Source organism: Bellilinea caldifistulae, from assembly GCF_001306055.1.
Lineage (GTDB): Bacteria > Chloroflexota > Anaerolineae > Anaerolineales > Anaerolineaceae > Bellilinea > Bellilinea caldifistulae.
Map to the genome: position 1 here is coordinate 225,546 of NZ_LGHJ01000012.1, position 24,762 is coordinate 250,307.

Annotated in this window: 26 protein-coding genes; 14 read left to right on the plus strand and 12 right to left on the minus strand. The window is 55.8% G+C overall.

Annotated elements, in window-relative coordinates; translation table 11 throughout:
• Window positions 1-99 precede the first annotated feature (99 nt).
• The 6 genes from AC812_RS07080 to AC812_RS07105 all read right to left on the minus strand — a co-directional run bounded on the left by AC812_RS07080 (window position 100) and on the right by AC812_RS07105 (window position 5,454).
• Entirely contained in the window at window positions 100-810 is a 711-nt protein-coding gene (locus tag AC812_RS07080; RefSeq protein ID WP_061919508.1) for an SIMPL domain-containing protein, read from the minus strand.
• 141 nt (window positions 811-951) lie between these two features.
• Window positions 952-2,022 carry a toast rack family protein gene (locus tag AC812_RS07085; protein WP_061919511.1) on the minus strand — a complete coding sequence of 357 codons (1,071 nt, stop codon included), beginning with the start codon at window positions 2,020-2,022 and terminating at the stop codon, window positions 952-954.
• A gap of 10 nt (window positions 2,023-2,032) precedes the next feature.
• Window positions 2,033-2,668: a hypothetical protein gene (locus tag AC812_RS07090; RefSeq protein WP_061919513.1), complete on the minus strand. Its 636-nt coding sequence runs from the start codon at window positions 2,666-2,668 to the stop codon at window positions 2,033-2,035.
• A 25-nt stretch (window positions 2,669-2,693) separates the two neighbouring features.
• Window positions 2,694-3,500 (minus strand): toast rack family protein, encoded by an 807-nt coding sequence (locus AC812_RS07095; RefSeq protein ID WP_061919515.1) that lies wholly within the window; start codon window positions 3,498-3,500, stop codon window positions 2,694-2,696.
• A gap of 14 nt (window positions 3,501-3,514) precedes the next feature.
• Window positions 3,515-4,021, minus strand: coding sequence for a hypothetical protein (locus tag AC812_RS07100; protein ID WP_061919517.1), 507 nt, complete (start codon window positions 4,019-4,021; stop codon window positions 3,515-3,517).
• A 197-nt stretch (window positions 4,022-4,218) separates the two neighbouring features.
• Window positions 4,219-5,454 (minus strand): DUF3048 domain-containing protein, encoded by a 1,236-nt coding sequence (locus tag AC812_RS07105; protein WP_061919519.1) that lies wholly within the window; start codon window positions 5,452-5,454, stop codon window positions 4,219-4,221.
• 101 nt (window positions 5,455-5,555) lie between these two features.
• Between AC812_RS07105 and AC812_RS07110 the strand changes: the two genes are divergently transcribed.
• Both AC812_RS07110 and AC812_RS07115 read left to right on the plus strand, forming a co-directional pair.
• Window positions 5,556-6,368 (plus strand): DUF2085 domain-containing protein, encoded by an 813-nt coding sequence (locus AC812_RS07110; RefSeq protein WP_169787269.1) that lies wholly within the window; start codon window positions 5,556-5,558, stop codon window positions 6,366-6,368.
• Between the two features lie 22 nt (window positions 6,369-6,390).
• Window positions 6,391-6,960, plus strand: coding sequence for a DUF4126 domain-containing protein (locus AC812_RS07115; RefSeq protein ID WP_201797738.1), 570 nt, complete (start codon window positions 6,391-6,393; stop codon window positions 6,958-6,960).
• On the opposite strand, the gene AC812_RS07120 is transcribed toward AC812_RS07115, so the two are convergent.
• From AC812_RS07120 to AC812_RS07135, 4 genes are all read right to left on the minus strand, one after another.
• Complete coding sequence (locus tag AC812_RS07120; protein WP_061919524.1) at window positions 6,946-7,722, minus strand: hypothetical protein; 777 nt, start codon at window positions 7,720-7,722, stop codon at window positions 6,946-6,948. The two genes, AC812_RS07115 and AC812_RS07120, sit on opposite strands and share 15 nt — an antisense overlap.
• 115 nt (window positions 7,723-7,837) lie before the next feature.
• Window positions 7,838-8,647 carry an arsenite methyltransferase gene (locus AC812_RS07125; RefSeq protein ID WP_061919526.1) on the minus strand — a complete coding sequence of 270 codons (810 nt, stop codon included), beginning with the start codon at window positions 8,645-8,647 and terminating at the stop codon, window positions 7,838-7,840.
• A 73-nt stretch (window positions 8,648-8,720) separates the two neighbouring features.
• Window positions 8,721-9,281 carry an RNA polymerase sigma factor SigZ gene (gene sigZ, locus AC812_RS07130; RefSeq protein ID WP_061919528.1) on the minus strand — a complete coding sequence of 187 codons (561 nt, stop codon included), beginning with the start codon at window positions 9,279-9,281 and terminating at the stop codon, window positions 8,721-8,723.
• An 8-nt stretch (window positions 9,282-9,289) separates the two neighbouring features.
• Window positions 9,290-12,313 (minus strand): alpha-mannosidase, encoded by a 3,024-nt coding sequence (locus tag AC812_RS07135; protein WP_061919530.1) that lies wholly within the window; start codon window positions 12,311-12,313, stop codon window positions 9,290-9,292.
• A gap of 220 nt (window positions 12,314-12,533) precedes the next feature.
• On the opposite strand from AC812_RS07135, the gene AC812_RS07145 reads away from it, so the two are divergent.
• The 10 genes from AC812_RS07145 to AC812_RS07190 all read left to right on the plus strand — a co-directional run bounded on the left by AC812_RS07145 (window position 12,534) and on the right by AC812_RS07190 (window position 20,665).
• Window positions 12,534-12,965, plus strand: a complete 432-nt coding sequence (locus tag AC812_RS07145) for a Fur family transcriptional regulator (protein WP_061919534.1) — start codon at window positions 12,534-12,536, stop codon at window positions 12,963-12,965.
• A 64-nt stretch (window positions 12,966-13,029) separates the two neighbouring features.
• Window positions 13,030-14,004: a metal ABC transporter substrate-binding protein gene (locus AC812_RS07150; RefSeq protein ID WP_061919536.1), complete on the plus strand. Its 975-nt coding sequence runs from the start codon at window positions 13,030-13,032 to the stop codon at window positions 14,002-14,004.
• A gap of 11 nt (window positions 14,005-14,015) precedes the next feature.
• Window positions 14,016-14,870: a zinc ABC transporter ATP-binding protein AztA gene (gene aztA / locus AC812_RS07155; protein WP_082149242.1), complete on the plus strand. Its 855-nt coding sequence runs from the start codon at window positions 14,016-14,018 to the stop codon at window positions 14,868-14,870.
• Entirely contained in the window at window positions 14,857-15,702 is an 846-nt protein-coding gene (locus AC812_RS07160) for a metal ABC transporter permease (RefSeq protein WP_061919538.1), read from the plus strand. Before aztA ends, AC812_RS07160 begins: the two co-directional genes overlap by 14 nt.
• Window positions 15,703-15,809: 107 nt before the next feature.
• Window positions 15,810-16,460 carry a hypothetical protein gene (locus tag AC812_RS07165; protein ID WP_061919540.1) on the plus strand — a complete coding sequence of 217 codons (651 nt, stop codon included), beginning with the start codon at window positions 15,810-15,812 and terminating at the stop codon, window positions 16,458-16,460.
• Window positions 16,461-16,631: 171 nt separating this feature from the next.
• Window positions 16,632-17,093, plus strand: coding sequence for an RrF2 family transcriptional regulator (locus AC812_RS07170; RefSeq protein WP_061919542.1), 462 nt, complete (start codon window positions 16,632-16,634; stop codon window positions 17,091-17,093).
• Entirely contained in the window at window positions 17,083-18,048 is a 966-nt protein-coding gene (locus tag AC812_RS07175) for a PstS family phosphate ABC transporter substrate-binding protein (protein ID WP_061919544.1), read from the plus strand. Before AC812_RS07170 ends, AC812_RS07175 begins: the two co-directional genes overlap by 11 nt.
• Before the next feature lie 25 nt (window positions 18,049-18,073).
• The gene (pstC, locus tag AC812_RS07180) at window positions 18,074-19,030 is read left to right on the plus strand and encodes a phosphate ABC transporter permease subunit PstC (RefSeq protein ID WP_082149243.1); all 957 of its coding nucleotides are present in this window, start codon (window positions 18,074-18,076) and stop codon (window positions 19,028-19,030) included.
• Window positions 19,027-19,902, plus strand: coding sequence for a PstA family ABC transporter permease (locus AC812_RS07185; RefSeq protein ID WP_082149244.1), 876 nt, complete (start codon window positions 19,027-19,029; stop codon window positions 19,900-19,902). The genes pstC and AC812_RS07185 overlap by 4 nt, the downstream gene beginning before the upstream one ends.
• A gap of 7 nt (window positions 19,903-19,909) precedes the next feature.
• Window positions 19,910-20,665, plus strand: coding sequence for a phosphate ABC transporter ATP-binding protein (locus AC812_RS07190; RefSeq protein ID WP_061919546.1), 756 nt, complete (start codon window positions 19,910-19,912; stop codon window positions 20,663-20,665).
• A gap of 45 nt (window positions 20,666-20,710) precedes the next feature.
• On the opposite strand, the gene AC812_RS07195 is transcribed toward AC812_RS07190, so the two are convergent.
• Complete coding sequence (locus AC812_RS07195; protein ID WP_061919549.1) at window positions 20,711-22,030, minus strand: PDIAV motif-containing lipoprotein; 1,320 nt, start codon at window positions 22,028-22,030, stop codon at window positions 20,711-20,713.
• A gap of 250 nt (window positions 22,031-22,280) precedes the next feature.
• Between AC812_RS07195 and AC812_RS07200 the strand changes: the two genes are divergently transcribed.
• On the plus strand, window positions 22,281-23,363 hold the full coding sequence (locus tag AC812_RS07200) for an SGNH/GDSL hydrolase family protein (protein WP_061919551.1): 1,083 nt from the start codon (window positions 22,281-22,283) through the stop codon (window positions 23,361-23,363).
• Window positions 23,364-23,441: 78 nt separating this feature from the next.
• Window positions 23,442-23,987 (plus strand): peptide-methionine (S)-S-oxide reductase MsrA, encoded by a 546-nt coding sequence (gene msrA / locus AC812_RS07205; protein WP_061919553.1) that lies wholly within the window; start codon window positions 23,442-23,444, stop codon window positions 23,985-23,987.
• 5 nt (window positions 23,988-23,992) lie between these two features.
• On the opposite strand, the gene AC812_RS07210 is transcribed toward msrA, so the two are convergent.
• The gene (locus AC812_RS07210) at window positions 23,993-24,760 is read right to left on the minus strand and encodes a hypothetical protein (RefSeq protein ID WP_061919555.1); all 768 of its coding nucleotides are present in this window, start codon (window positions 24,758-24,760) and stop codon (window positions 23,993-23,995) included.
• Between the last annotated feature and the right edge of the window lie 2 nt (window positions 24,761-24,762).

Below are 24,762 nucleotides of genomic sequence, written 5' to 3' on the forward strand. Positions count from 1 at the left end.
GGAAATACGCTTTCCATAAGCAACCGCCCCCCGTTTTGTTCCGCAAAACGGGGGGCGGTTCTGAACTGTTTGCTTGACCTTGCCGCAGGTCGGGATGGATTACTTGATTTCGTAACTCAGGTTGGCGTCCGCCTGAATGACCAGCTGCCCGGCAGCAATCGGCACACTGGATGATGCCGCCATTCCGCCTTTAGCCTCATAAACCGGCATGGGGCCACCGCTGGAGTACACATTGATGTTTTGCAGCGCTCCAAGGGTCACACCCGCAAGCCCGGCAATTTCATTGGCTTTGGCTTTGGCATCTTCCACTGCCAGCCGGCGGGCTTCCGCTTCAGCCGCAGCGCGATCCGCAACATCAAAACTGATGCCATTGATCGTATTTGCGCCGCCTTCGACCACGGCATTCAGAATCTCACCCAGTTTTTGCAGTTCACGCACTTTGACGAACACGGTGTTTTCGACCACATAAGTGATCTTACTCGGCGTGCCATCCTGGTTGTATTCCTGCATCGGATAGACATTGAAAGCCGTCGTCTGAATATCCTCGGCAGCAATGCCCTGCCGCTGGAGAGTATCGGCAATTGCCTGCGCCTGTCGGTTGTTTTGTCCAAGCGCGGTGGCTACATCGTCTGCCTGACTGCGCACACCAATATAGATGTAAGCAATATCCGGTACCACATACACCTTACCGGTGCCAGTCACATTAATCTGCCGTATCGGTTGATTGGCGGCCGGCGCCGTTCCAGCACAGGCAGCCAGCAAACTGGCGGCCAGAACAACAATAATGAGCAAAGTCCAACGCGTTTTCATGGTTCCTCCTTATCGAACCCAATCATAGATTTGTTACATCTTTCAAGACGCTGCTCCCCCAAAAAAGTTCCCAGGTATGAAAACCGGGAGAGGATGGATCATCACCCTCTCCCGCCTCAACTGGAATGTTATTGCCCGTTCTCAGGGAAGCAGACGCAAGTTAAGTACCCCAATGGGCTGCTCAACCTTCAAGCGAATCCGGGCATTTTGGGCATCCGCACCCGGCGAATACAGATACTCCCCCTCAGTCCGAAACTCACCGGCCGGGATATTGCGCATCGTGATAGCCGTATCTGCGTGAATTTCCACCAACGCCCCGCGCGGAATTTCGATGGTCAGGCTGCCAATCGGGTTGCTGATCACCCCTTCAAACGCATCTTCGGACGACAGACGCACCGTCAACTGCCCCACCGCCACCGAGGCGTTCAACCGTTCCAGGTCCAATCCGTCCAAGTCCAATATCTGATCGCCGGCGCCGGTGTTGGTTTCCAGGGCAATCGGCACCTCTCCGCTCAGTTTGATCTGCCAGTTCGGGGATTGAAAACTGCCCGCCCAGGGCAGGTACACCACCCCGGAACTGCCCAGTGAATAACTCCCCAGCCCATTTTGAACCACGTAGCGGTCATCCAGCTCCTGCTGCCGCGCCAGAATGACCTGGCCCTCAGCCAGTAATTGAGAACTTGCCGTACCTTGCACCATCAATCCACCGGCCGGGTTGGAAAGACGCACAATCGCCCGCTCGGCACCTTGTAGAGGTTGGGAGATGGCAACCACCTGTCCACCCATCAAACCCTGATTTCCTGCCGCCAGCCAGAAGACCGCCCCCACCACCAGAAGTGTGAGAAGCACGGCCGCCAGTGTTACCCAGCGCGAACTACCGCGCAGGATGATGTCCAACCCGATGACAATCAAAAACAACGGCCACAAGCGTAGTAGCATATTCAGGGCATTCCCGGGCAAGGCGCCGAAATTACTCAGCAAAAAGACCGTCCCCAAACCAATCGAGAAGATGCCCCACACCCAGCCTTCCCCTCGCAAAATGTGATCAATCCCGCCGATCAAAAAAATCAACGGCCACAGACGCAGCAAAGTTGCCCACACATCGCCCGGCAGGGCACCCAACGTGTTCAACAATAAAATCACCCCCAGGACGATCAACATCAACGGCCAGAAAATACTACGCCGAGGATGAACCGGTTTGTACTCACTCATGATCCCCTCCTCATCCGCGCCGCAGCGCGCGCACAAACAACACAATGCCCGCCAGAATCATCAACGCGGGAATGGCATATGCTGCCCATTCCACACTGACGCCCATGACAATCAGGGAAATGACCACCATCACCCCTGCCGGCCAGAGTGCCCATTCCATGCGCTCTCCACCCGGTGTGGGCAGCAGGTAAACCAACCCAAAGGTAGCCGCCAGACCAAGCAGAAAGATCCAGGCAATCGACTCGCCGAAAACCGGCTCAAGCACCAGCATGACCACCAGACTGGCCATTACCCCCGCCGGGATGATTGCCCACCAGAAGTTACGGTTAAGGATGTAAACCACGATGAAGCTCAGTCCAATCCCGCCCAGCACAATGGCGCCGCCGATCTGATCGGTAGCGGCTGGGGCAAGCCGGCTCAAACCGATCAGTGCCCCAATCCCCAGCAGGGTGAAGCCGGGGATGGCTGCCCACCACTGATTGCGGTCATTGGCCAGAACTGCCAGAAAGGCAGCCCCACCCAGCAGGAATAAAAACGACCAGAGCAAACCGCTCAATTCAACCTGAAAGACGGCATCCAGCAGGGCAATCACTCCCATGAGGATTAACCCGCCTCCCGCCAGAATACGCCAATTCCACCTCGACATGATTTCTCTCCTTGATTTTGAGAATTTATCCGCTGGTTATCTCAATTGAACCCAGCCCTGCTTCGACTTTGATTTCCACCCGGCGTTCTGCCAGATCATAACCGGGTGTTTCATAGGTTGTGCCGTTGAAAGGGAAGCGCTGCGGGTCAATTTTGCTGCCCACCAGGCCGCTCTCCATCTCAATTCGTCCGGCTACGCCATCGGGGACGCGTAAAACGACCGAGGCTGCCCCGGCGCGTACAACCACCCGGCAGAATGGCGACTGAGCCGGCAGGGTGATTTCGCTCGAACTCGCCCCGGTTTCCAGCACCACCCGCTTCACACTCAAATCGCGCAGATTGATGCGGTTTTCACCCGCCCCGGTATGAAAGGTCAGATCCAGTGGCACTTCGCGGCTGAGTTTGACATCCCAGCGCAGCCCTTCTTCACCCGACCAGGGTATATCCAGCGGGGTCAATACCGGGTCTGCACTCAAGGTCACCCGCGCCAGTGTGCCTTCCTGTTGTACCGAGTGGCGTACACCACCCACAAACGAACCTTCCAGCAGTTGTCCCGGAGCTGCGTCGCCGCTGACCAGCAACCGCCCGGCTCCGTGGTTGAATTCGATGCTGGATTCGCCGGCGGTTTGCAGCGGAATGGCAAGATTTTCCACTTCCAGCGATTGTTTACCTGCCAGTCGCGGACGCAGCAAGATCCACGCTCCCAGCAGAATCAAAACCAAAGGCCAGAAATAGGTCCATACGCTCCACGCCAGCACACCCAGCGTCTGCAAGAGGAATAATGTCCCCAGCAGAATGAGAATAAGCCCCCCAAACAAACGATTACGATGCATTTTAACTCTCCTTATTATCGAAACCGAAAACTCGTCAGCAAAAGGCTGGCGTTGGATAACCACTCCGGTTGATTCCACGAATTGCTCACCAGCCACACCAGCGACGGCAGAAGGTAAGCCGCCGCTACCAGCAAAACACAGCCAGTCAACAGCCCGCGAATTTGCTGTAAGGTAAATTCCCAGCCACTGCCGGTCAGTTTGTCAACGCCAATCGTCAAACCGACCAGCGCCAGAATGAAGGCAGCCGCCAGAACAATACTCTGCCAGATATCCGCTTCATAACGAAACACCATCAGGATGCTGAACAAGACCAGCGAAAGGGTGAGAAGCGCCACAAAGGTTCGGGCCGACATTAGACTGACACACGTGCGCAGCAAATAGATGGCTGCCAGTGTGACCAGACCGCCCAGTACAATTCCGTTGACCATCCCAACCTCGTTACGAATGACCCAGGTCAACCAGCCGGCAGTCAACCAGAGGATGCCTGTCAGGCTTACAAACGGAAGCAGTAAGCGTTTCATCGCGCATCTCCCCAAACCGCCCGATACGGATTGAAATTCTGCCGGCAAAGCCAACCTTGGACGATTAAATAATACCGCATGGTCATGCTTAACATACGCAGGAAATGGAGATTAGTTGCATCACCCCAAATTAATCGCGCCGCCTTGCGGCGGCGCGATATTTTCCAAAATTCAGTAAAATGGGCAGAGCCGGCAATTTACCAATCGCTCACAAAGCGAAACCGCCATACCGCCCCATCCTGAGCAACCGTCGTATTGACCGTCATCACCTCAAACCAGGTTTTACCCGGTTTGAAAGCCACTGGTTTGCCCTCTCCATCCACCAACGTGAGCACGTCGCTTTCGGTCAATCGCTGCCACTTGACTTCAAACATCCGCCCATCGCGGAACAAATAAGCCGGGCCGCTGCCGAGAATGCTCATGTCCAGCACCTCTACATCCGGGCGCGGGTCAACTTCATTGTGCCGCACCTGAATGATGACCAGATTATCCGCAGCGATCTGCTGCTTGGTGAGGGCATCGGTCAGCGGTGCGTACTCGGCAGCGTTCCCATCGGGATCATTGCGGGTTTCGGAAAAGCGCAGGTAACGGCCGCTGGCGGCATCATAATCCCAGCGGTTGTAAATAGCCGCCGAAAAACGCACAAACACCTGCTCGGCCGGTTTACCCCCTGCGGGAAGCGTGTAATTGAAGGCCATCCCGTCCAGATTTGGGCGGGTATTGTCAATCCCACGGGCTTTAATCAGGTTTTGCAGTTCAATGGTATTGGCAGCCAGATAATTCTTTCCGCGCGGGTCAACCCGGCATACCGCCGGGCAGGATGCGCCGCTTTCCAGCACCAGCCGGCTGCTGAACTCGGAATTGACCAGCCGCTGGAACACCGGTGCATAGGCGTAGCCAAAAACAAAGATGGGTTTGTACATGCGAATCAGATTCACATCCGAATAACGCGCCGAGCGTATCGGCATGACCTGCTCGGCGTCCTGCCCGTAGAACAACGCGGCAAAGCGGGTGGTGCCGTACTCGGTGTAAAACTCATAGACAATATCCGCCAGCGAAAGTCCGGATTGCGGCCGGTCATCCCGTGGCAGATTCTGAACTTTGATCAGAATGGGGCGGCGGTTGAGGATTTGCGGGTCGGTCACCTTCAAACCGGTTAGAGGATTGACATCCGCCGGGAAATTGGTCGGGCCGTAACCCTCGGCCGGATAATCCAGCGTAGGGGTGAGGGTGGGCGCTGGCGTTTCGGTGGCGGTTGGCGCCGGTGTATTGGTAGCAGGCAGGAAGGGGGTATCCAGCGCTTTGCGGGTGGCCGTCGCCTCCAGATCAATGACTGTGGTTGGTTGAGCAGTTGGTTGAGGGGTATTGGTCTGGCAGGCGGCCAGCCCCAGCAACACGATCAGCAATGCAAGCATAAATCCGATTTTCTTCATGGTTGGAACACGCCTCCGGCAAACAAAATCCATAGCCGATGATACTTCAATAAGCGCTTATTTGTACAGGTTTATTTTTCCCTGCTGTTATAATGGCTGGCATGAGGATCATCCGGCGCATCGGGCCAAAGGGACAAATTTATTTGAAAAGTGGTCTGGCAGGATTTGCCCTGGTGGTATTGACCATCTGGCTGGCGCTCACTCCGCCCGGCATACTTGGCAAGGCCGATGCCATTGGCTATGCCGTCTGCCACCGCATCGAGCTGCGTTCCTTCTGGATTGGCGACCGCCCAACGCCGCTGTGCGCGCGCTGTTCGGGGATGTATCTGGGCATGCTGACCGGCTTCATCTTTCAATGGGCGCAGGGAAAACGCTCGGCGCTGCCGCCGCTGCGCATCAGCATTCCGCTCAGTGTCTTTTTGATCACCTTTGGGGTGGACGGGCTGAATTCTTACCTGCACTTTTTCCCGCAGGCGCCCACCCTTTACCCGCCCAGTAACCTGCTGCGGCTGGCCACCGGCAGTGGACTGGGGGTGTTGGTAGCGGTCATCTTTCTGCCTTTGTTCAATCAATACTTCTGGATTGAGCCCGACCCGCGCCCGGCGCTGGCGAGTTACCGGCAGGTCTTCCTGCTTCTGCTGCTGGTCGGGTTGGTTTCGGCAGCCATGTACCTGCAAATTCCGGTGCTGATCACCGTACTGGCCGTCCTCAGCGCTGTTACCGTCTGGCTGGTTTTGGGCATGTGTTACAGCCTGTTGTGGATGACCATTTTTCATCAGGAAAATTCAATGGACACTTTAAAGAGCGGCTGGGTGATCCTGACAGCCGGCTTCACCACCGCACTATTGCAGATTGGTGCGGTGGACTGGTTGCGCTATACTTTAACCGGAACATGGTCGGGGTTTATTTTCTAAGCACTCGACCGGGGAGATTCGCATGATGGAATTGCTGGGAGTATTCACTGCTTTTGGGTTATCGGCCAGCGCCGGTTTGAACGCCTACATTCCCCTGCTGGTGGTTGCGCTGCTGGCAAAATTTACCGACCTGCTCACCCTGCGCCCGCCGTGGGATGCGCTCGAATCCTGGTGGATCATCGGCTTGCTGGTGGTTCTCTCGCTGATCGAATTCTTCGCCGATAAAGTACCGGCTGTCAACCACATTAACGATTTGATTCAGACCTTCATCCGTCCTACTGCCGGGGCAATTGCCTTTGCCGCCAGCGCCAATGTGATCACCGATGTGCATCCGGTTTTATCGCTGGGTCTGGGTTTGCTGGTAGCCGGGGGGGTTCATGCCGTAAAAACCCTGGCCGTCCGCCCGGCGGTGACCGCCACCACCGGCGGAGCCGGTAATGTGCCGGTCAGCATCGCCGAGGATGTGGTTTCCACCATTTTTTCCATTCTGGCTGTAGTCGTACCGGTTGTGATCGCCTGCCTGCTGGTGCTGATAACCGCCTATATCATCTGGCGTTGGTACCGCAAGGCAAAACGCCTAAACACCGTTTAGGGTTTGTTTGGAATTGCGCCGGCGGGTCAGGTAACCGGTCAAGGCCATAACACCAAGCAAGCCGGCAATTGCGATCAAGCCGAGGGGACTGTAATAGGACAATTGACCATCATCGCGTAAATTGTAGTAAGCCCGCCAGTCCCACGTCAGGCTGTTGATCAGATCCACAATCACCACACCGGCCGCGCCACCAACAAGCACCAACGCGCGGGCAAGCGGGTTTTGCAGGCGGGAATAAAACCATACAGCCGTCACCAACAGGAAGGTGGCCACCAGAATGAAGCCGTAAAGAAAGGGGTGATGGTTTTCATCGAACAGCACCACAAACCAGCCGATGAACGTAAAAAAGCCAAACGCCAGCAACGTCCAATCCCGCCACAAGCCCGCCAGCATCCTCTTCAGCGGCTGAGTGGAGCGGCGCAGCAACACTCCGCTTACAAGCGCCACCGGCACCGCCACCCATAATGACCTTGCCAGTAAAACCCCATCCGCCCTCATTCCCGCAAGCCACCAGCCGGTGATCATCGCCCAGAAGAGGAAGGCATACGCCCAACGGGGAAAACCAAGCATCACCCCCACCAGCAGACCGGTCAAGACCAGCCCGTAGAAAATCAAAATCGGATTAAGCCAGAATGGAAAGGAGGGGAGGAATCGCGGATAATGGAAAGCCAGGCTGAGCAGTCCATAAGCCGCAAACGGCAGCGCCGCCAGCCAGCCACCCCCACCGGCAAGTGCACCTCGCACGGATTGGTTGCCCATCATCTTTTAAAATCCTTTCTGCGAACCCGACAAAACAAACCCAAAATTGTGACCATTAGTATAGTAGCACAATTTTGGGTTGAGCGTTCCTTCGATTTTCTAATTTTGGGGCAGAGTACTAAGCAGAAGGTTTTCTGGCTTCGATAACTGCCGAAACCACATAATCCTCAATTTTACTCCCCGGCGACCAGTCCCGGATAAAAGATTTACTCTCATCCTTCGGTTGAATCCGAATTTCCACGAACCCCGCTTTCTGTAAAAAGCGTTCCAGCTCTTGTATGGTGGCTGCACCGGCTGCGCAGGAGGTATAAAGGCTCATGTCCTCTTTGAAGATCGCCGGTAATTCTGCAATCGCCACCACATCCGAAACTGCCAGTCGCCCGCCCGGTTTGAGCGCCCGGAAAGCCTCGCGAAAAACCTCCTCCTTGTCCGGGGAAAGATTGATCACGCAATTCGAAATGATCACATCCACACTGCCATCCCCTACCGGCAAATGTTCGATTTCGCCAAGCCGAAACTCCACATTGGTAAAACCGCCCTTTTGCGCGTTCCGCCTTGCACGGCTGATCATCTCGGGCGACATATCCACACCAATCACCCGCCCCTGCGACCCGACCGCCTTCGCTGCCAGGAAACAATCCAACCCGCCGCCGCTGCCGAGATCAAGAACCGTTTCACCGGGTTTGAGCGCAGCAATCGCCTGCGGATTGCCACATCCCAGACCGAGATTGGCACCATCCGGCACATTGATCAGATCTTCAGCCGAGTAACCCAGCGAGAGAGAAATATCCACCACCCTCCCGTCATCAGCCGAACTGCAACAGCCACCCGAAGAAGAGCAACCACATCCACTGCTGCCAGTGGCACCGATCTTTCCGTAATTTTCCCGCACCGCCGTGCGAAGAATCTCTTTACGATTGTCGTCCATTAAATTCCTCCAAAAGTGAGTTTGTACTACTAATTAAAGACGGAAGAAACTTGAAATGGACGCAAACGGAATCTCACGCCTTTTCGCCGCAGTCATTGCATTTTGGTTCATAAAACATCAACGTGCCGCGCACGTCGTAAACAAAGCGACAACAATCCTCAAACATCTTTTTCAGCATCCGCCTGCCGCGCTGTACCCGCGATTTGACCGCGGATGGGGAAATTTGCTGGCTTTGCGCAATTTTACTTTGCGCAATTCCCTCGATTTCAGCCAGCAGGATGGCCTCACGGTACTTCTCAGGCAATTCGTCAATCATTGGCAGCAGACAACAGGCCAGTTCTTTCTCAACGCTTTGCTCTTCCTCTGTCGGCAGCGCGACCAGCCACTCCGGCAAGGGCTGAGAGGGACGTTTGGCGCGGTAATAATCCACAATTGCGTTACGGGTGATCTGATAAATCCAGCCTTGCAACCGGGTAGCGTCCTTCAAGGAAGGCAGATTCGAATAAATGCGCAGGAAGACCTCTTGCAGAATGTCCTCACTGGTCATCCTGTCCCCCACCCGCTTTTGAATGAAATCCAGCAAGCGGCTTTTATAGGTTGCCCACACAGTTTCAAACAGGCTCTCAGTGGTCATCTCATTATTCACACATGCAGGCGGATCGTTTTTATCTCAAACGGGCGAAAATCCAGTTGAATTTCACCGTTTGCAAAATCGAGCGGTTGGGCACCCTCTTCCAGCAGGTTGGTCTGGCTGGCGGCCTGTACCGGCAGAGCCGTTTTCAACGTGCAACGGGTAGCCGTGCGCATACCCTCGTACAAGCGCAGGATGATATCCCCGCTGCCATCCTCCGCCGGTTTGACCGTCTCGATGACGATGTTTTCCTGATCCAGCCTGAACAGGGATACCGGTTCGGCAGCGGAGGTGCCTTCCACCACCAGCGGCGGCACATTCAAATCATAGGCCTCGCGCAATAAACCGCTTTCCAGCAGACTGCCGTTCCAGTAATACACGGCGTAGGTAAAAGTTTGCAAACCGCGGTCGGCGTTCATGTCCGGCGCCATTGCCGATTTCAGCAAACTCAAGTTGATGGTATTACCGCGGGCGCTCAGGCCGTATTTGCTGTCGTTCAGCACGGCCGCACCGCGCCCTTCTTCAACCAGCGCACTCCATTTGTGATTGCAGATCTCAAAGCGGTCGGCGTCGTACTGACGCGAGCGGTGATTGGGACGGCGTAAATGCCCAAATTGAATCTCGCTGACTACTTCATTGGTATGCAGGTTGAATGGGAAGGCAACTTTGAGCAGTTTGTGTCGCTCCTGCCAGTCCACGCAGGTAGCAAAATCAATCCGTCGGCTGCCCCGGCGCAGGGTGATCACCTGTTCGACCGTCGAATGATGCAGCCGGCGGCGCAGACGCAAACGGGCAGCCAGTCCGCCCTCAGTGAGAACTTCCATTTCAACTGGTTCATCCGTCGCTACCGGCAGCAGTTCGGTCATGCTGTCCAGGTCCCAGGCATCCCACTTCGTAGGAACATCTTTATAAAGGCACAGGCGGTTAGCCGGCCCGGCCAGTACTTCGCGCCCGGTCTCCTTATCCCACAGGCTGATCAGTTCTCCGCGCCGGTTGAAGCGGGCGGTAAGCAGCTCATTTTCCAGCCCAAAACCATCCGCTGCTTTGAAGGCACGTGCCGAAGGGGCTGGGCTTGCATCCGCTGGCTGATTGGGAATGGCTGCCCAGCCACAGGGTGGCAATTCAACCTCCACCTCACCTTGCGGAGTGGCAAACAGCGCCCGGCGCGGCCAGGGAAGCGAGTTGAACGCCGTCCGGCCGGCCCCGCTGCCGCTCAGCAACCGGGCAGCCTGTTGTGCGGTTTGACCGGCAGCCGCCAGAATCTCGGCATAGGCGGCTTCGGCTTCCTCATAGACGCGGGCAATGGAGGAACCCGGCAGAATATCGTGGAACTGGTGGAGCAGCAGGTTGCGCCACTGCTCCCACAGGGATTGAGGCGTAAAATCAAAGCCTTGCAGAGCACGAGCCGCACATCCCCACATTTCGGCCTCACGCAGGGCAAATTCACTGCGCCGGTTACCGCGTTTGGTGCGCGCTTGCGAGGTATAGGTGCCGCGGTGCGCCTGAAAATACAACTCACCCACATAACGTTCTCTGGGCAGACCATGCGCGAATAAATCCTCAAAAAATTCTGCCGGCGATGCCATCCGCACCCGCGGCAGGCCTTCCAGGTCCTGCACCCGGCGGTAGAATTCCAGATGATCGCGGGTCGGGCCGCCGCCGCCATCCCCCCATCCAAAGGATTGAATCATCGAATGGATGCCGTTCGCCTGCAGGCGGGTATTCCAACGCTCCATCAGGTTGCGCGGACGCATTTCGCTATTGTAATCGGTGAAGATGTGCGCCGGTATGGCGCTGCCGTCAATTCCCTCCCACCAGAAGATGTTATATGGAAACTGCTCACCGCCGTTGTAGGCCCAGGTGATCTTCTGGGTGGCAAAGCCGATCATGCCGCAGCCCTTGAGGATTTGGGGCAATGCGCCGGAATAACCGAAGACATCCGGCAGCCACAACACGCGGCTGTCCACCCCCAATTCGTCGCGGAAGAAAGCCCGCCCGTAGAGAATCTGGCGGATCAAACTCTCACCGCCGCTCAGGTTGGTATCGGCCTCCACCCACATACCACCGTCGGCAATTACCCGACCTTCACGCACAGCCTGTTTGAAGCGCGCGTAAATCTCCGGGTAATATTGTTGCAGCATCCAGTAAAGGTGCGGCTGGCTCTGTAAAAAGCGAAATTCGGGGTATTCCTCAAACAAGGCCAGTTGATTGAGGACGGTTGCAGCCATTTTACGCTGTGTATGCACCAGCGGCCACAGCCAGGCCACGTCAATGTGGGCGTGTCCAAAGGCGAACAGGGTCGGCATCGTCGGGCCATTGCGCTTTTCCAGCACGGGGCGCATTCGCTCACGTCCGGCACGGATAGTTTCCAGCATCTCTTCTTCGGGTAATTCCGGGTCAATCAGCAGGGTTGCGTCCATCAGGGCTTCGTCAATCTGACAGGCGCGCAGGCTGCGCGGATCGAGAAGCTGGCTGAGATCGAACAGCGTGGAAAAGTCCACCGCCGCCTGATAAATTTCCTCCCGCCAGATACCCACGCTCGAATCGCCCACCACACACTGGGTCGGGCCCGGCTCCGGTACCGATTCGACCCCATCCGGGTAGGGGCCATCCCCCACCGTAATGTGACCATGGCCGGCGTAGGATTCGAGCAATATCTCAAAGCGCTGACCGGCGGCTGCCTGCCGAGTCAGGGTGATTTCGGTGTGTCCCCACCCAAACGACCCGGCCGGCTGACCGTTGATCCACACCACACTCTCCACCCCGCCGGTATTAATGCGAATGACCACCCGCTTGCCCTCCGCTTCGGGTGATATGGTTACCAGCGTGCGAAACCAGCCGTACTCCCACTTGGCGCCCCACGCCGTGCCGGGAGGCATGGGGGAAAAGGTACGCTGCAGGGCCTGCTGAGGGGTGAGATGCTCGGTTGTGGCAAAACCCTCTAAATACAGGGTTTGAAGGGGGCGGTAACAGGCATTCCACAGGGCTTTTTCCCACAATTCGATACGGTGTTTCCACTCAATTGTCAGCGCCATGCCAAAAGTCTCCTCGGAAGGTATCAATAACCCCGATTATACCGGTTGGACTGGAAAACCGTCAAAACCCATCGAAAAATTCCCGCACCTTTGCAGCCCGCTGTGGATAAAGAGTCAACCACAGGTGACCGATGAGGATTCCGAAATCACCCCCTATGGATTAGAAAACCTTAATCTTTCTCTTGTATTGAAAATCATTTTCAATTAAAATGATACCGTTATGCAAACTTCTGATCTGATCAAAAACTGGCTGGAACAATTGCAGGCTTCCGGCTACCGCGTGACCGAACCGCGCCGCGCGATTGTCGAGCTGGTCGCCACGGCAGACCACGCCCTCAGCCCAATTGAGATCTACGACAGCGGCCGCAGGGAATATCCCCGGCTGGGGCTGGTAACCGTTTATCGCACGCTGGAACGGCTGGAAGAACTGGGGCTGGTTCAGCGCGTCCACAGCCCGGATGGCTGCCACCGCTACCTGCGCGCCTTTGAAGGCCACCAGCACTTGTTAATCTGCACGCGCTGCGGGCGGGTGGAGATGTTTGCGGGGGATGATCTTGATCCGCTGGCACGCCGGGTTGAACAGGCAACCGGTTATCAGGTGGAGGAACACTGGCTGCAATTGTTTGGTGTTTGTCCGCTCTGTCATGCCTGATTTTTTTATATGCCACTAAATGAAAATGATTATCATTACTATTTTCAATCAAGGAGAGAACGCGATGAAACAGATTCTATTACCCCTTCTGCTCGTTCTGACGCTTGCGCTGAGCGCCTGCACACCGGCTGCCACATCCACTCCTCCACCGGCGGCTGGTCAGCCGCAACCCTTTCAAGTGGTGGCGACCACTTCGATTGTCGCCGATGTGGTCAAAAACGTCGGCGGAGAGCGCGTTTCGGTGACTACGCTGCTGCCCATCGGAAGCGATGTCCACACCTACGAACCAACTCCCCAGGATCTGGCTAAAGTGGCCGATGCCCAACTGGTGTTTGTCAACGGCGCCGGCCTGGAGGAATTTCTGAACGTCCTGATCGAGAATGCCGGTTCAGCCGACAGGGTGGTGGAAGTTTCGCACGGGATCGAACTGAAAGATTTCGGCGCACACGATCATGAACACGGCGACGAAGGTGAAGATCATGCTCACGAAGGTGAAGATCACGCTCACGAGGGCGGTGACCCGCACACCTGGACAGATCCCAATCTTGTCAAAATATGGGTGGAAAACATCCGCGCTGCGCTGACGGCAGCCGACCCGGCCAATGAAGCGGCTTACCGCGCCAATGCCGAAGCCTACCTCAAGCAGCTCGATGAGATTGACGCCTGGATTCGCGAACAGGTTGCCCAGATTCCTCTCGAAAACCGCAAACTGGTCACCGATCACTTGCTGTTCGGTTATTTTGCAGAGCGCTACGGCTTTGAGCAAATTGGCGCAATCATCCCCGGTTACAGCACCGCCGCCCAGCCCACCGCCCAGGAAATCGCCGCCATTGAGGATGCCATTCGCGAATTTGGGGTGAAAGCCGTCTTTGTCGGGAAAACCGTGAATCCCAATCTTGCTCAGCGGGTTGCCGAAGACACCGGCATTCAGCTGGTTGGCCTGTATCACGGATCGCTCTCCCAACCCGGCGGGGAGGCGGCGACTTATCTGGATTACTTACGGTATAATGTAAGCCAGATGGTCAACGCTTTAAAGTGAAAGCCGCTTGAATGGGTCTGTTTCGTAATTTAGAGAAGTCAAAACTGGTCATCCTGCCCCGGCTTCATGCCCATGAAGCCGGGAAACCAATTTTGCGCCTGCAAAATGTGACCGTTCAGTATGAATCCGGTCGGGCATTGGATGACATCACCTTTGAACTGCGGCGTGGTGAGCGGTTGGCGGTGCTCGGCCCGAACGGAGCGGGTAAAAGCACCCTCTTCAAGGTGATTGCCGGTGTACTGCGCCCCACCAACGGTGTGGTCGAGGTGGCCGGTTCCGAACCGGATGGCCACATCTGCATTGCCTATGTTCCGCAGCGCAGTCAGGTGGATTGGAACTTTCCGCTGCGGGTCAGCGATGTGGTGATGATGGGGCGGGTTGGTAAAATCGGTTTGCTGCGCCGTCCCACGGCGGCTGACCGGCAGATTGTCAAACGCGCTCTCGAAACAGTCGGTATGCAGGAGCTCGCAAACCGTCAAATTGGCCAGCTTTCCGGCGGACAGCAGCAGCGCATGTTCATTGCCCGCGCCCTGGCGCAGGAAGCCGAATTGATGTTGATGGATGAACCGTTCACCGGACTGGATCTGCCGGCACAGGAAGAACTCTTCCGCATTCTGGACGCTCTACGCGGTCAGGGTGTGACCGTTATGGTCGCCCTGCATGATTTGCAAACCGCTGCTGAACGGTTCGACCGCGTCATGCTGCTCAACCGCCGGTTGATCGGCCTTGGAACCGCCGAACAAATCTTCACTCCCGAACATCTGTTGACGGCTTACGGCGGTCATCTCCGCCTGATTCCATCGCGGGAAGGGTTGATCGCACTGGGGGATACCTGCTGCGACGAGGGAGAGCATGACCATCTTTGAAATCTTGCTGCAACCCTTGCAGTACGCCTTTATGCAGCGCGGCATGCTGGCCGCTGTGCTGGTGGGGATCGTCTGCGCGGTGGTGGGTGTGTTTGTTGTCCTGCGCGGCATGGCTTTCTTTGGTGATGCCCTCGCCCATGCCATTTTACCGGGCGTTGCCGTCGGCTACCTGCTCGGCGGGGGGGCACGCGGGCCGCTCTTCTGGTGGGGGCTGCTGACCGGCGTTTTTGCCGCCCTCGGAATTGGCACCATCAGCCGCAGCGCACGGATTAAGGAAGACACGGCAATTGGAATCATCTTTGCCGGAATGTTTGCGCTCGGCATTGCCCTGATCTCCTCGGTGCGCAGTTACACGGCTGACCTCGCCCATTTCCTGTTTGGGGATGTCCTGGGCGTGCGTACACCCGACCTGCTCCTGACCGCCGCCTTTGGAGCCGCCATCCTGCTGATCATCTTTTTGCTGTACAAGGAATTTGTCGTCCTCTCCTTTGACCCCGTCCTGGCAGCCACCCTGCGCCTCCCGGCTCGTCTGCTGGATTATCTGCTGATGGTGCTGATTGCGATTGCCATTGTGGTTTCCCTGCAAACTGTGGGGGTCGCCCTGATGGTCGCCATGCTGGTCACCCCGGCGGCGGCCGCCTCACTGCTCACCCGTCGCCTGCCGGTGATGATGGCTCTGGCAGCCCTGATCGCTTCACTTTCCGGCATCACTGGGCTGTATCTCTCGTACTACCTCAACATTGCCTCCGGCGCGGCAATTGTTTTAACCTGCACCGCTTTCTTTGGGATCGTGTGGATCATCACCGGGCTGGGGCGCAAAAGCCTTCAGTAGGCAAAATTGTTCCTGAACAGGGGCGGGGAAAATTTCCCCCCTGCCGAGGAAAAGTCCATCTGTAGACCAACTTTCTCCATATTCATCAAGGAATTGACCCGCCCGCCTTGTCCGCCAGCCTGATCACCGTCCCCTATTGCGTGCCGTATTACGCCCAAATTGCCAGCCCATGGCTGGCGAATGCCTTTTTTGAAAAAGGTCTGAACCGGGCCCTCGACCCCCACTGGGGCGAAAGCGGTGCATACACATTGGAAGAATACCTTTACTGGACAAACCGCGCCTGCGGAGCCGCCTGTGTCAAAATGGCGGTCGAGGCTCTGGGGGGTGAACGGCAGCCGCTGATCGAATGGGCAAGGCGCGGCGTCCGCCTGGGCGGCTACCTGAGCGAAAAACGACCGGATGGCAGCCGTGCCGAACGTGGCTGGCTGCACACCGCCCTGTCCGAACTCATCCGCCGGGCAGGCTTCTTTGCCGAAGCCCGGCCGCTCACCCTCAAAGAGTTTTTAGCCATCCTCGCTGGCGGCGGGATGATCATTGCCTCGGTTTCCCATGAAATCGGAACAAACCGGACCATCACCCAACGCGGCGGTCATCTCGTGCTGGTGTTTGGCGCATGGGTGGAAGAAAACGATGTGGCTGCGCTGGTACTGCACAACCCCTCCGGGCGCACACCGGCACTGCAGGTCGCGGCTCAAATCCCGGCAGAACGTTTTGCTACGGCTTACACCGGACGGGGGATTGCCATCCGCTCCAATTGAGTTCTGGCAAAATAGAGTACTTGTTTTATAAACAATTTCTAAGCATTGAGGGTGGAATTCCTTTCTTTATCCTGCTATACTTTATTTAACCTATAGATTTACTAGGGTATTTTTCTGGAAGATGGGCTGGCCGGCAGGACGTGGCTGTGGCTTAGGGAAAGGAGACGTGTTATGCGGCTTTCCAAGCGTGGCGAATATGGCATTCGGGCATTGCTGCACTTAGCGGAACGAGCGAAGGAGCCGCAGCCACTGATTTCACTACAGGCGCTGGCGGAGAAAGAAAACATCCCGGTCAAGTTTCTGGAGCAGATCATGATCCCGCTGCGGAATGCTGGTCTGGTTCACACTCAGAAAGGCCCCGGCGGTGGTTACAAACTGGCAAAACCTGCCGAACAAATCTTTATCGGCAGCATCATCCGTATTCTGGACGGCATGCTGGCGCCGGTTACCTGCGTCAGCAAAACCGCTTACGCCCCTTGCGACTGCCCTGACGAAAAATCTTGCGGTCTGTGTATGGTGATGGCGGATGTGCGCGACGCAATAACGGCTATTCTGGATAACACCACCCTTGCCAGCATTGTCCAGCGCCGGTCTTTGCTCCTTTCCAGTCAGGAGGATTCAAATGATCCGTAAAATAAATCCAATCCCCCGGTGGGTTCTTTCAGTTCTCCTAACCAGCCTCTTGTTGACGGGTTGTGGCAGTAGCAGCCCAAAGCAGGAAACCATTGCAGTTTCCGGCGCATTTGCCCTCTATCCATTAATGACCCAATGGGCAGATGCCTATCAAAAAAACAATCCGGGGGTGCGTATTGATGTTACCGCCGGTGGGGCGGGCAAGGGTGTTTCCGATACACTGGCCGGGGCGGTAGATATCGGCATGGTCTCACGCGAATTATCACCGGAGGAACTCAACCAGGGCGCTTTTCCAATCGCCGTAGCACGCGATGCCGTCTTTGGCACCCTCAACGCCGCCAACCCGTACCTTGACCAGATTCTGCAAAAAGGCTTCAACCCCCAAATCCTGGCCGGTATTTACATCACCGGTGAAATCACCACATGGGGAGAGGTGTTGGGCATGCCGGAGATCACCGATCAAATCCGCGTCTTTACCCGCTCCGATTCGGCCGGGGCAGCCGAGATGTGGGCGCTTTACATTGCCGGCAAAAAGCAGAGCGACCTTTTGGGTATTGGGGTCAATTCCGATCCCGGCATTCTTGAAGCCGTGATCAGGGATTCGCTGGCAATCGGCTATAACAACCTCAACTATGTGTTCGATGCCGAAACCCAAAAACCGGTCAGCGGGGTGGTCATCATGCCGCTTGACCTGAACGGCAACGGCTTCATCGACCCGGACGAAATCTTTACCGATAAATCAGCCGCAAGACAGGCAGTCGCCGACGGGCGCTATCCCTCACCGCCTGCCCGCGACCTGTACATCATCACCAAAGGCAATCCTTCCGGCAGCGTGCGGGATTTCATCCACTGGATCCTCAATGAGGGACAGGCTTATGTTGAACCGAATGGTTACATCCCCTTGAACCCCGACCGGATACAGGAGATGCGCGCTCGTCTGGACGATCAGCCATAGGCTGCCGCGAAGCGGAGAACTGCCGATGAATACAGCCGCCGGATGGGCAAAACGGCCTGAAAGCCGAACAGGGGTACGCAAGCAGCGTAACCGCATTGCCCGGCGGTTGTTCTCCATTTCAGCCGGTTTTATTTTTCTGGTCTTATTTGCCATTGTGACAATGCTGGTGCAGCGTTCACTACCGTTATGGCAAAACGTCAGCTTGCCGGATTTCCTCACCGGCCGGGTGTGGAAACCAGATCAGGGATTGTTCGGCCTGCTGCCGTTTATCCTCGGCACCTTCTGGACAACCGGTTTGGGAATAGCCTTTGCGCTGCCGCTCAGTTTGTTTTCGGCGATATATCTGGCAGAATATGCCCGGCCGCTGACTCGTACGGTCATCAAGCCGGTACTCGATATTCTGGCAGGTATTCCCTCGGTTATTTATGGAATGTGGGGGGTGCTGGTAGTCGTACCGGTAGTGCAAACCACTGTTGCGCCGTTATTCAGCCGCGCCTTTCCGGGCATCGGCCTGTTCCAGTCCAGCAACCCGACCGGCTTCAGCATCTTATCTGCCGGCATCGTTCTGGCGATTATGATCGCCCCAATTCTGATTGCCATCATGTACGAAATTCTTCTGGCAGTACCGGTGGGGCTGCGCGAGGCGTCCATGGCGGTTGGCGCCAGTCGCTGGCAAACCATTAAGTACATTGTTTTGCCCAAAGCAACCAGCGGCTTGATTGCCGCAATGATTTTAGGCACCTCGCGGGCGTTGGGTGAGACCATGGCGGTCTTGATGGTGGTTGGCAATGTTGCCGCTCTGCCGCGCTCTCTGTTTGACCCGGCCTATCCAATCCCCGCGTTGATCGCCAACAATTACGGTGAGATGATGTCCATCCCGCTGTACGACTCGGCGCTGATGGCGGCGGCTTTGTTTTTGCTGCTCATCGTGCTGAGTTTTAACATTCTTTCCTCACTGGCATTACGGAGAATGCTCCAATGAACCCCCAAAGCCGCCTTCGACGTCGGCTGGCGCGGATTGAAGAAACCGCATTCCTATTTTTGATGCGGCTGGCTTTGATTTCGGTTGTTATGATTTTGGGCTGGATTCTGGCAACACTCCTGATAAAGGGGATGCCGGTGTTGAGTTGGGAACTGATCAGCCAGCCGCCGCAGGGCGGTTATTACCTTGGCGGCAAAGGTGGCATCCTCAACGCCATCCTCGGCTCACTTTATCTGGCAGCCGGCGGCACCCTCCTGGCGTTGATCGCTGCTCTGCCGGTGGTTTTCTACCTGACCACCTATCTCCATCAAAAAACCCGCCGCGCTGCTCTCATCCGCCTGGCACTGGATGTATTATGGGGCATTCCCAGCATTGTCTATGGCGTGTTCGGCTTTCTAATCATGCTCTCGCTGGGATTGCGGGCATCGTTACTGGCCGGCATTATCACGCTAGCCTTTCTGGAACTGCCCATTCTGATCCGCGGCATGGACGAGTTCATCCGCACCACACCGGAAGAGCTGGTGCAATCTTCACTGGCAGTCGGCGCCACCCCCCTGGACACCACTCTCAAAGTGATCAGCCGTCAGACTCTTCCCGGCCTGATCACCGCTGTCCTGCTCGCCTTCGGGCGCGGGATTGGCGATGCCGCTTCGGTTCTGTTCACTGCTGGTTACACCGACCACCTCCCCACATCGTTGTTCGAGCCGGCCGCTTCTTTGCCGCTGGCGGTCTTTTTCCAGTTGGGCACACCATTTCCCGCCGTCCAGCAGCGGGCCTACGCCTCCGCCTTAGTGCTGACCATCATCATCCTGGTCATCAGTTTCATCAGCCGCTGGCTGATTTCTCGCTTCAATAAGTATCTGGTTCGATAGGTGCTACATGGCCGAGTGTATCTCCATCCGGAATTTCAACGTTGCTTTCGGCAACACACTGGTGTTAAAAAATATTCATCTGGATATTCCCTGCGGTCAGATTACAGCGATCATGGGGCCGTCGGGCTGCGGCAAGACGACCCTTTTACGCAGTATCAACCGCTTTCTGGAATTGAGCGACCACGTCACCATTAAAGGCGAAATTCTTATAGACGGTCAAAATATTTACGACCCGCAAGTTGATCCCATTGACATCCGTTCCAAAGTTGGTCTGCTTGCCCAACGGCCCTTTTCATTGCCCATGTCCATCATCGACAATGTCGCCTACGGACTGCGCATTCACGGCATGGCGGACGGAAAAGACTTGCACCGAGCCGTCAGGCATTATCTGGAAATGGCAGGGCTGTGGGAGGAGGTCAAGGACAGGCTGCGGGAGCCGGCCGTCCGCCTGTCCATTGGGCAGCAGCAACGCCTGTGTCTGGCACGCGGGCTGGCAGTGGAACCGGAGATCATCCTCGCCGACGAACCAACCTCTGCGCTTGATCCGATTTCAGCACAAAACATTGAACAGCGACTGCTGGAACTGCGCGAAAAGTACACCATCGTGCTGGTAACCCATACGGTTCGGCAGGCCCGCCGGCTGGCGGATTATCTGGTCTTTATGTACCTTGGTGAAATGGTCGAGTGCGGCGAAGCGTCAGCCATTTTCTCCAACCCGCAACACGAGCTGACTCGCGCCTATCTTCACGGGGCAATCGGCTGAGGTTGATTTCTCTGCCAACTGGCTTGTCGGCGCAGCCTTCCTCTTTTATTTTCTGACAAGCGGCAGGTAAACCAGCTCAGCATTGGCGCTGAACCAGACCCTGTCACACTGCGCCCACACCCCGGCAACCACCTCACCACTGGCGGCCATCTCTCCGCCGGAATTATCCGAACTGCATGATTCGGAATAAATCAGACGCTCCCCTTTGATCGGGTCATAAATAAACACCTGCCGTGGTTCGCTGGACTGGGGCTGCCTTTTGTAAGCCATCACAAAACCTCCGCCGGCCGGCACCATCTCCAGTTCGCGTTCCGAATAGGTGTTATTGGTGATTTGCGTAATCATACCCGCCGCATCCCGCAGCCAAACCTCGGAAGTAGCCGAAATGGTGTTGTTCCTCAAAAAGCCGATCAGGTAGGCATTGTTCACCCCAACCAGATGCACATCCCCCAGCCGATAGGCACCGCCGGACAGTGTCAATTTCATTTCCCCACTCCAATCGGTGTTGTCCACTTTGATGTTCTGGTGGTAAATCTCATCATCACTGCCGGAATTATCCTTGACATAGGCAAACGCAACCCGCTCACTGCCGGCTGTTGAGTAGGTGGTAATGGCAGGCGGATTGAGCAGGTCGCTATCGGCGATCAGCAAGATGCGGTTTTGGGTCATGTTTCCGCTACCATCGGTGGTACGGTTGGAGGCATACAGAACACGGCCGGTGCCCGGAGCGCCCCTGGCATACCAGATCACATGCAGGTAGCCGGCCGAATCAACCACACCTTCAACCGTTCTAACCATCGGGTCGGAGCTTTCCGAGTTCACTTTTCCTCTTTCACTTCCACTGCTCACTTTCTCATAACGCAGCGTGTACTGAGTACCTTCTTGTTTTGAATAGATCACATAGCCGGTACTGCCGCGGGTGATGACTTTGACTATCGGGCTGAAACTATCCGGGGGATTGTCAGAAAAATCTGGAGTACAGACAACATCCACTGATGAGGGATAAATCTTGATACAAATGCGGTACTTTGGGGATGAAGCGTCATACTTTTCGTACCACGCAAGGATTACAGTCCCATCAGCCAGCACACCGATTTCAGGAGCGGCCGGCCACCAACCCGTTATGAGACGAATCGGCTGCTTATCCTCGATTATGCCCAATCTGGTACGCAGATAGACAAGTTGATGGGTAGTGGGATCTTCGCCGACGATATGTTTTGTACCCTGGGAATCCACCGCAATCGCCAGCAGATAATTGGCTGCCAGATCATTGAGGGGATGAGGGGGCATGAAGGTGATTGTGCAGGCCGCCAACAGGCTGATTACAGCCACAAGGACACTGAATTTGAAAAGGTGCTTAAACATAAAAAATCTCCCTTCGTCTGGTCAACGGCGATGACCACCCCGTTTACCCCTACCCCTAAACGAGAAGAGATTTTGTGAACCCTCAATTAATAAAACCTGACTTGCTCAATTTCATAATACAACAAAATCAATGGATTATTTCTTAACAAATCGAGAGAATTTTGGACGGAACGGGCTGAAGATTTGCAGAAAGCAATTGAACCCTCGGCAGGTTGCCAAAGCGGGTCATCCGGTGTATAAAGAACCAAATATGACCTCAAAAGGACAATTTCACGCCGTCATCCTGTGGATTGCAGTCGGGGTTTTGCTTCTCGTTCAGGCAGGGCAGGCCAGCGCCGTAAAAATTACCGCCCCGCCCCTCAATCGTCTTCCGCAGGAAAGGCTTTGTACGGGCAGTTTTTTGCCGGTCAGTCTGCCTCTCACCGATTTGGGCAACCATGAATACATCCGCATGGACGGCAACTCGACCGGTTTTACAGGCGGCCTGTACCCCAACGGCGAAAACCAGCCCCCTGCCGCTCACTGGCTTGCCGGCAGGCTCATTGCTCAGCAGATTGTCCCGCTGGATTCAAACGGCAGTCCCGATTTTCGCAACGGCAAAATTGGGATGATTTCGGTGGGTATGTCGAATACGGCAATGGAATTTTCCACCTTTCGCAGCCTGGTGATGACCGATAGCCGCCTGAATCCGCATCTGGTACTGGTCAACGGCGCCCAGGCCGGTCAGACGGCGGAGTACTGGCTGAGTCTCGATTCACCAACCTGGGAAGTGGTCAACCAACGCCTGGAATCCGCCGGTTTATCACCCCAGCAGGTTCAGGTAGTCTGGCTCAAGCTGACCCGCACCGGCGGTGGAAACTTCCCCCAAAAAGCCCAAACCCTGCAAGCCGACCTGACCACCATTGTCCAAAATTTAAAAGTTAAGTACCCGCAAGTCAAAATGGTCTTTCTTTCCAGTCGCACCCGTTCCTATACCTACTGGAACGGGCTCAGCCCGGAGCCGGCCGCATTTGAAAGCGGTTTTGCCGTCAAGTGGCTGATCGAGGAACAAATCAGCGGCACGCCGGACTTAAATTACGACCCTCAACGCGGAGCGGTGCGCGCGCCCTACCTGATGTGGGCAGCCTATCTGTGGGCTGACGGCATCAACCCCCGCGAGGATGGTTTTATCTGGCTGCCGGAGGATCTGGTGAGCGATTGTACTCACCCCTCGGACGCCGGCCGGTTAAAAGTAGCCCGGTTGCTTTTACAATTTTTTACCAGCGATCCGGCCGCAACCCCCTGGTTTTTGACTTCCTATCCGCTCTTTCTGCCGCTGGTAACCCACCCGTGAGGTAAACCTTTTACAAACGAACTTTTCCACTGGTAAAACAAAGCCCCTTTAACGATAATCGAAACAGGATGAACAACCATGAACCCATCCGAAAATCTGGAAGTGGCAACCCTGGGAGGCGGCTGCTTTTGGTGTCTTGAACCCATTTTCGCCCACCTGAAAGGCGTGGAAGACGCAGTGGTCGGTTACGCGGGCGGTAAGACGACTGCGCCCAGTTACGAACAGGTCTGCACCGGATTGACCGGACACGCCGAGGTGGTACAGGTCACCTTCAACCCGGCGATCATTTCCTACCGCGAGATTTTGGAAGTATTTTTCTCGGTGCATGACCCCACCACCCGCAACCGGCAGGGAGCCGATGTCGGCACCCAATACCGCTCGATCATCCTGTATCATAACGAGGAACAGCGTCAAACCGCTGAAAACCTGATCGCCGAGTTGAATCAGGAAGGCATCTGGCAAAAGCCGATTGTGACCGAGGTAGTGCCTTTCACGGCCTTCTACCCGGCGGAGGAATATCATCAGGAATATTTCGAGAAGAATCCCTACGCCGGGTATTGTCAGGTGGTTATTCAGCCCAAAGTCAGCAAATTTCGCAAGCAGTTTGCCGAACGGCTAAAGTAGACTGCTCAGGATTGCTTTTTTGCCCGAGTTGGCTTGTCAGGGCGTTTTTTGGGCGGTGAAGTAACCGCTTCGTCCTCTTTTTCCAGTACAACTCGCAGTCTGGCAGCGCTTTGCACCTGAAAGACCAGCGTTTGACCGGATAATAAACTGGCTTCGCGGCGGTCAAAACCTTTTTTACCCACCGAAACCAGCAAGGGTTGATCGGGGCGGTATGTGGAGGGCGGCCGCTCGCCTTTGGCTTTGGCGCCTTTTTCCACCTTTCCCTGCTCCGGCAAGGGCGGCATCACCACTTTGAGCGCCATCTCAGCTTTGTTCAAGAGATCGGCAACACGGTAAACGCCGGGACGCAGAGGAGTGACCGTAAAAAAGTCACCCGCCGGAATTTGTTCAGCGTGATTCAGGAGCACCTGTTTTTCCTTGCTACCCAGCCGAATAATCCGAACCTGGAAGGTGGAAACGCCTCGTGAGCTGTAAAAACCCAGCACCCCACCGGTGTGCAGCCGCAGGTCGGCATCCTCGCGACAGCAATCCCGTTCTGTTGGATTCTTAATCGTAGAGAGATCAAGATTGTGCTGATACGGAGCATCCCCATCCACCACCGTGACCACCAGACGAAGTGGAGTACGGTTGGTGCGGCTGATGAATACCTCGTAATCCCCCGCTTCCTGGAAGTGATGGATCAAGGTAGAAAGCACGCTGATTTGGGTGCTATCGAAAGAGCGTTGAGCGAATAACGCCCGGTTCAATGTAGCTTGTTTTTGATTACTAGTCATCG

What these genes read in the sequence shown, in the direction of transcription:
- AC812_RS07090 (WP_061919513.1), bottom strand. Translation starts at nt 2,668, where the DNA reads ATGTCGAGGTGGAATTGGCGTATTCTGGCGGGAGGCGGGTTAATCCTC.
- AC812_RS07160 (WP_061919538.1), top strand. Translation starts at nt 14,857, where the DNA reads ATGACCATCTTTGAAATCTTGCTGCAACCCTTGCAGTACGCCTTTATG.
- msrA (WP_061919553.1), top strand. Translation starts at nt 23,442, where the DNA reads ATGAACCCATCCGAAAATCTGGAAGTGGCAACCCTGGGAGGCGGCTGC.
- AC812_RS07145 (WP_061919534.1), top strand. Translation starts at nt 12,534, where the DNA reads ATGCAAACTTCTGATCTGATCAAAAACTGGCTGGAACAATTGCAGGCT.
- AC812_RS07170 (WP_061919542.1), top strand. Translation starts at nt 16,632, where the DNA reads ATGCGGCTTTCCAAGCGTGGCGAATATGGCATTCGGGCATTGCTGCAC.
- AC812_RS07195 (WP_061919549.1), bottom strand. Translation starts at nt 22,030, where the DNA reads ATGTTTAAGCACCTTTTCAAATTCAGTGTCCTTGTGGCTGTAATCAGC.
- sigZ (WP_061919528.1), bottom strand. Translation starts at nt 9,281, where the DNA reads ATGACCACTGAGAGCCTGTTTGAAACTGTGTGGGCAACCTATAAAAGC.
- AC812_RS07175 (WP_061919544.1), top strand. Translation starts at nt 17,083, where the DNA reads ATGATCCGTAAAATAAATCCAATCCCCCGGTGGGTTCTTTCAGTTCTC.
- AC812_RS07120 (WP_061919524.1), bottom strand. Translation starts at nt 7,722, where the DNA reads ATGATGGGCAACCAATCCGTGCGAGGTGCACTTGCCGGTGGGGGTGGC.
- pstC (WP_082149243.1), top strand. Translation starts at nt 18,074, where the DNA reads ATGAATACAGCCGCCGGATGGGCAAAACGGCCTGAAAGCCGAACAGGG.
- AC812_RS07095 (WP_061919515.1), bottom strand. Translation starts at nt 3,500, where the DNA reads ATGCATCGTAATCGTTTGTTTGGGGGGCTTATTCTCATTCTGCTGGGG.
- AC812_RS07190 (WP_061919546.1), top strand. Translation starts at nt 19,910, where the DNA reads ATGGCCGAGTGTATCTCCATCCGGAATTTCAACGTTGCTTTCGGCAAC.
- AC812_RS07105 (WP_061919519.1), bottom strand. Translation starts at nt 5,454, where the DNA reads ATGAAGAAAATCGGATTTATGCTTGCATTGCTGATCGTGTTGCTGGGG.
- AC812_RS07100 (WP_061919517.1), bottom strand. Translation starts at nt 4,021, where the DNA reads ATGAAACGCTTACTGCTTCCGTTTGTAAGCCTGACAGGCATCCTCTGG.
- AC812_RS07135 (WP_061919530.1), bottom strand. Translation starts at nt 12,313, where the DNA reads ATGGCGCTGACAATTGAGTGGAAACACCGTATCGAATTGTGGGAAAAA.
- AC812_RS07185 (WP_082149244.1), top strand. Translation starts at nt 19,027, where the DNA reads ATGAACCCCCAAAGCCGCCTTCGACGTCGGCTGGCGCGGATTGAAGAA.
- AC812_RS07085 (WP_061919511.1), bottom strand. Translation starts at nt 2,022, where the DNA reads ATGAGTGAGTACAAACCGGTTCATCCTCGGCGTAGTATTTTCTGGCCG.
- AC812_RS07115 (WP_201797738.1), top strand. Translation starts at nt 6,391, where the DNA reads ATGATGGAATTGCTGGGAGTATTCACTGCTTTTGGGTTATCGGCCAGC.
- AC812_RS07200 (WP_061919551.1), top strand. Translation starts at nt 22,281, where the DNA reads ATGACCTCAAAAGGACAATTTCACGCCGTCATCCTGTGGATTGCAGTC.
- AC812_RS07110 (WP_169787269.1), top strand. Translation starts at nt 5,556, where the DNA reads ATGAGGATCATCCGGCGCATCGGGCCAAAGGGACAAATTTATTTGAAA.
- AC812_RS07125 (WP_061919526.1), bottom strand. Translation starts at nt 8,647, where the DNA reads ATGGACGACAATCGTAAAGAGATTCTTCGCACGGCGGTGCGGGAAAAT.
- AC812_RS07210 (WP_061919555.1), bottom strand. Translation starts at nt 24,760, where the DNA reads ATGACTAGTAATCAAAAACAAGCTACATTGAACCGGGCGTTATTCGCT.
- AC812_RS07150 (WP_061919536.1), top strand. Translation starts at nt 13,030, where the DNA reads ATGAAACAGATTCTATTACCCCTTCTGCTCGTTCTGACGCTTGCGCTG.
- AC812_RS07080 (WP_061919508.1), bottom strand. Translation starts at nt 810, where the DNA reads ATGAAAACGCGTTGGACTTTGCTCATTATTGTTGTTCTGGCCGCCAGT.
- aztA (WP_082149242.1), top strand. Translation starts at nt 14,016, where the DNA reads ATGGGTCTGTTTCGTAATTTAGAGAAGTCAAAACTGGTCATCCTGCCC.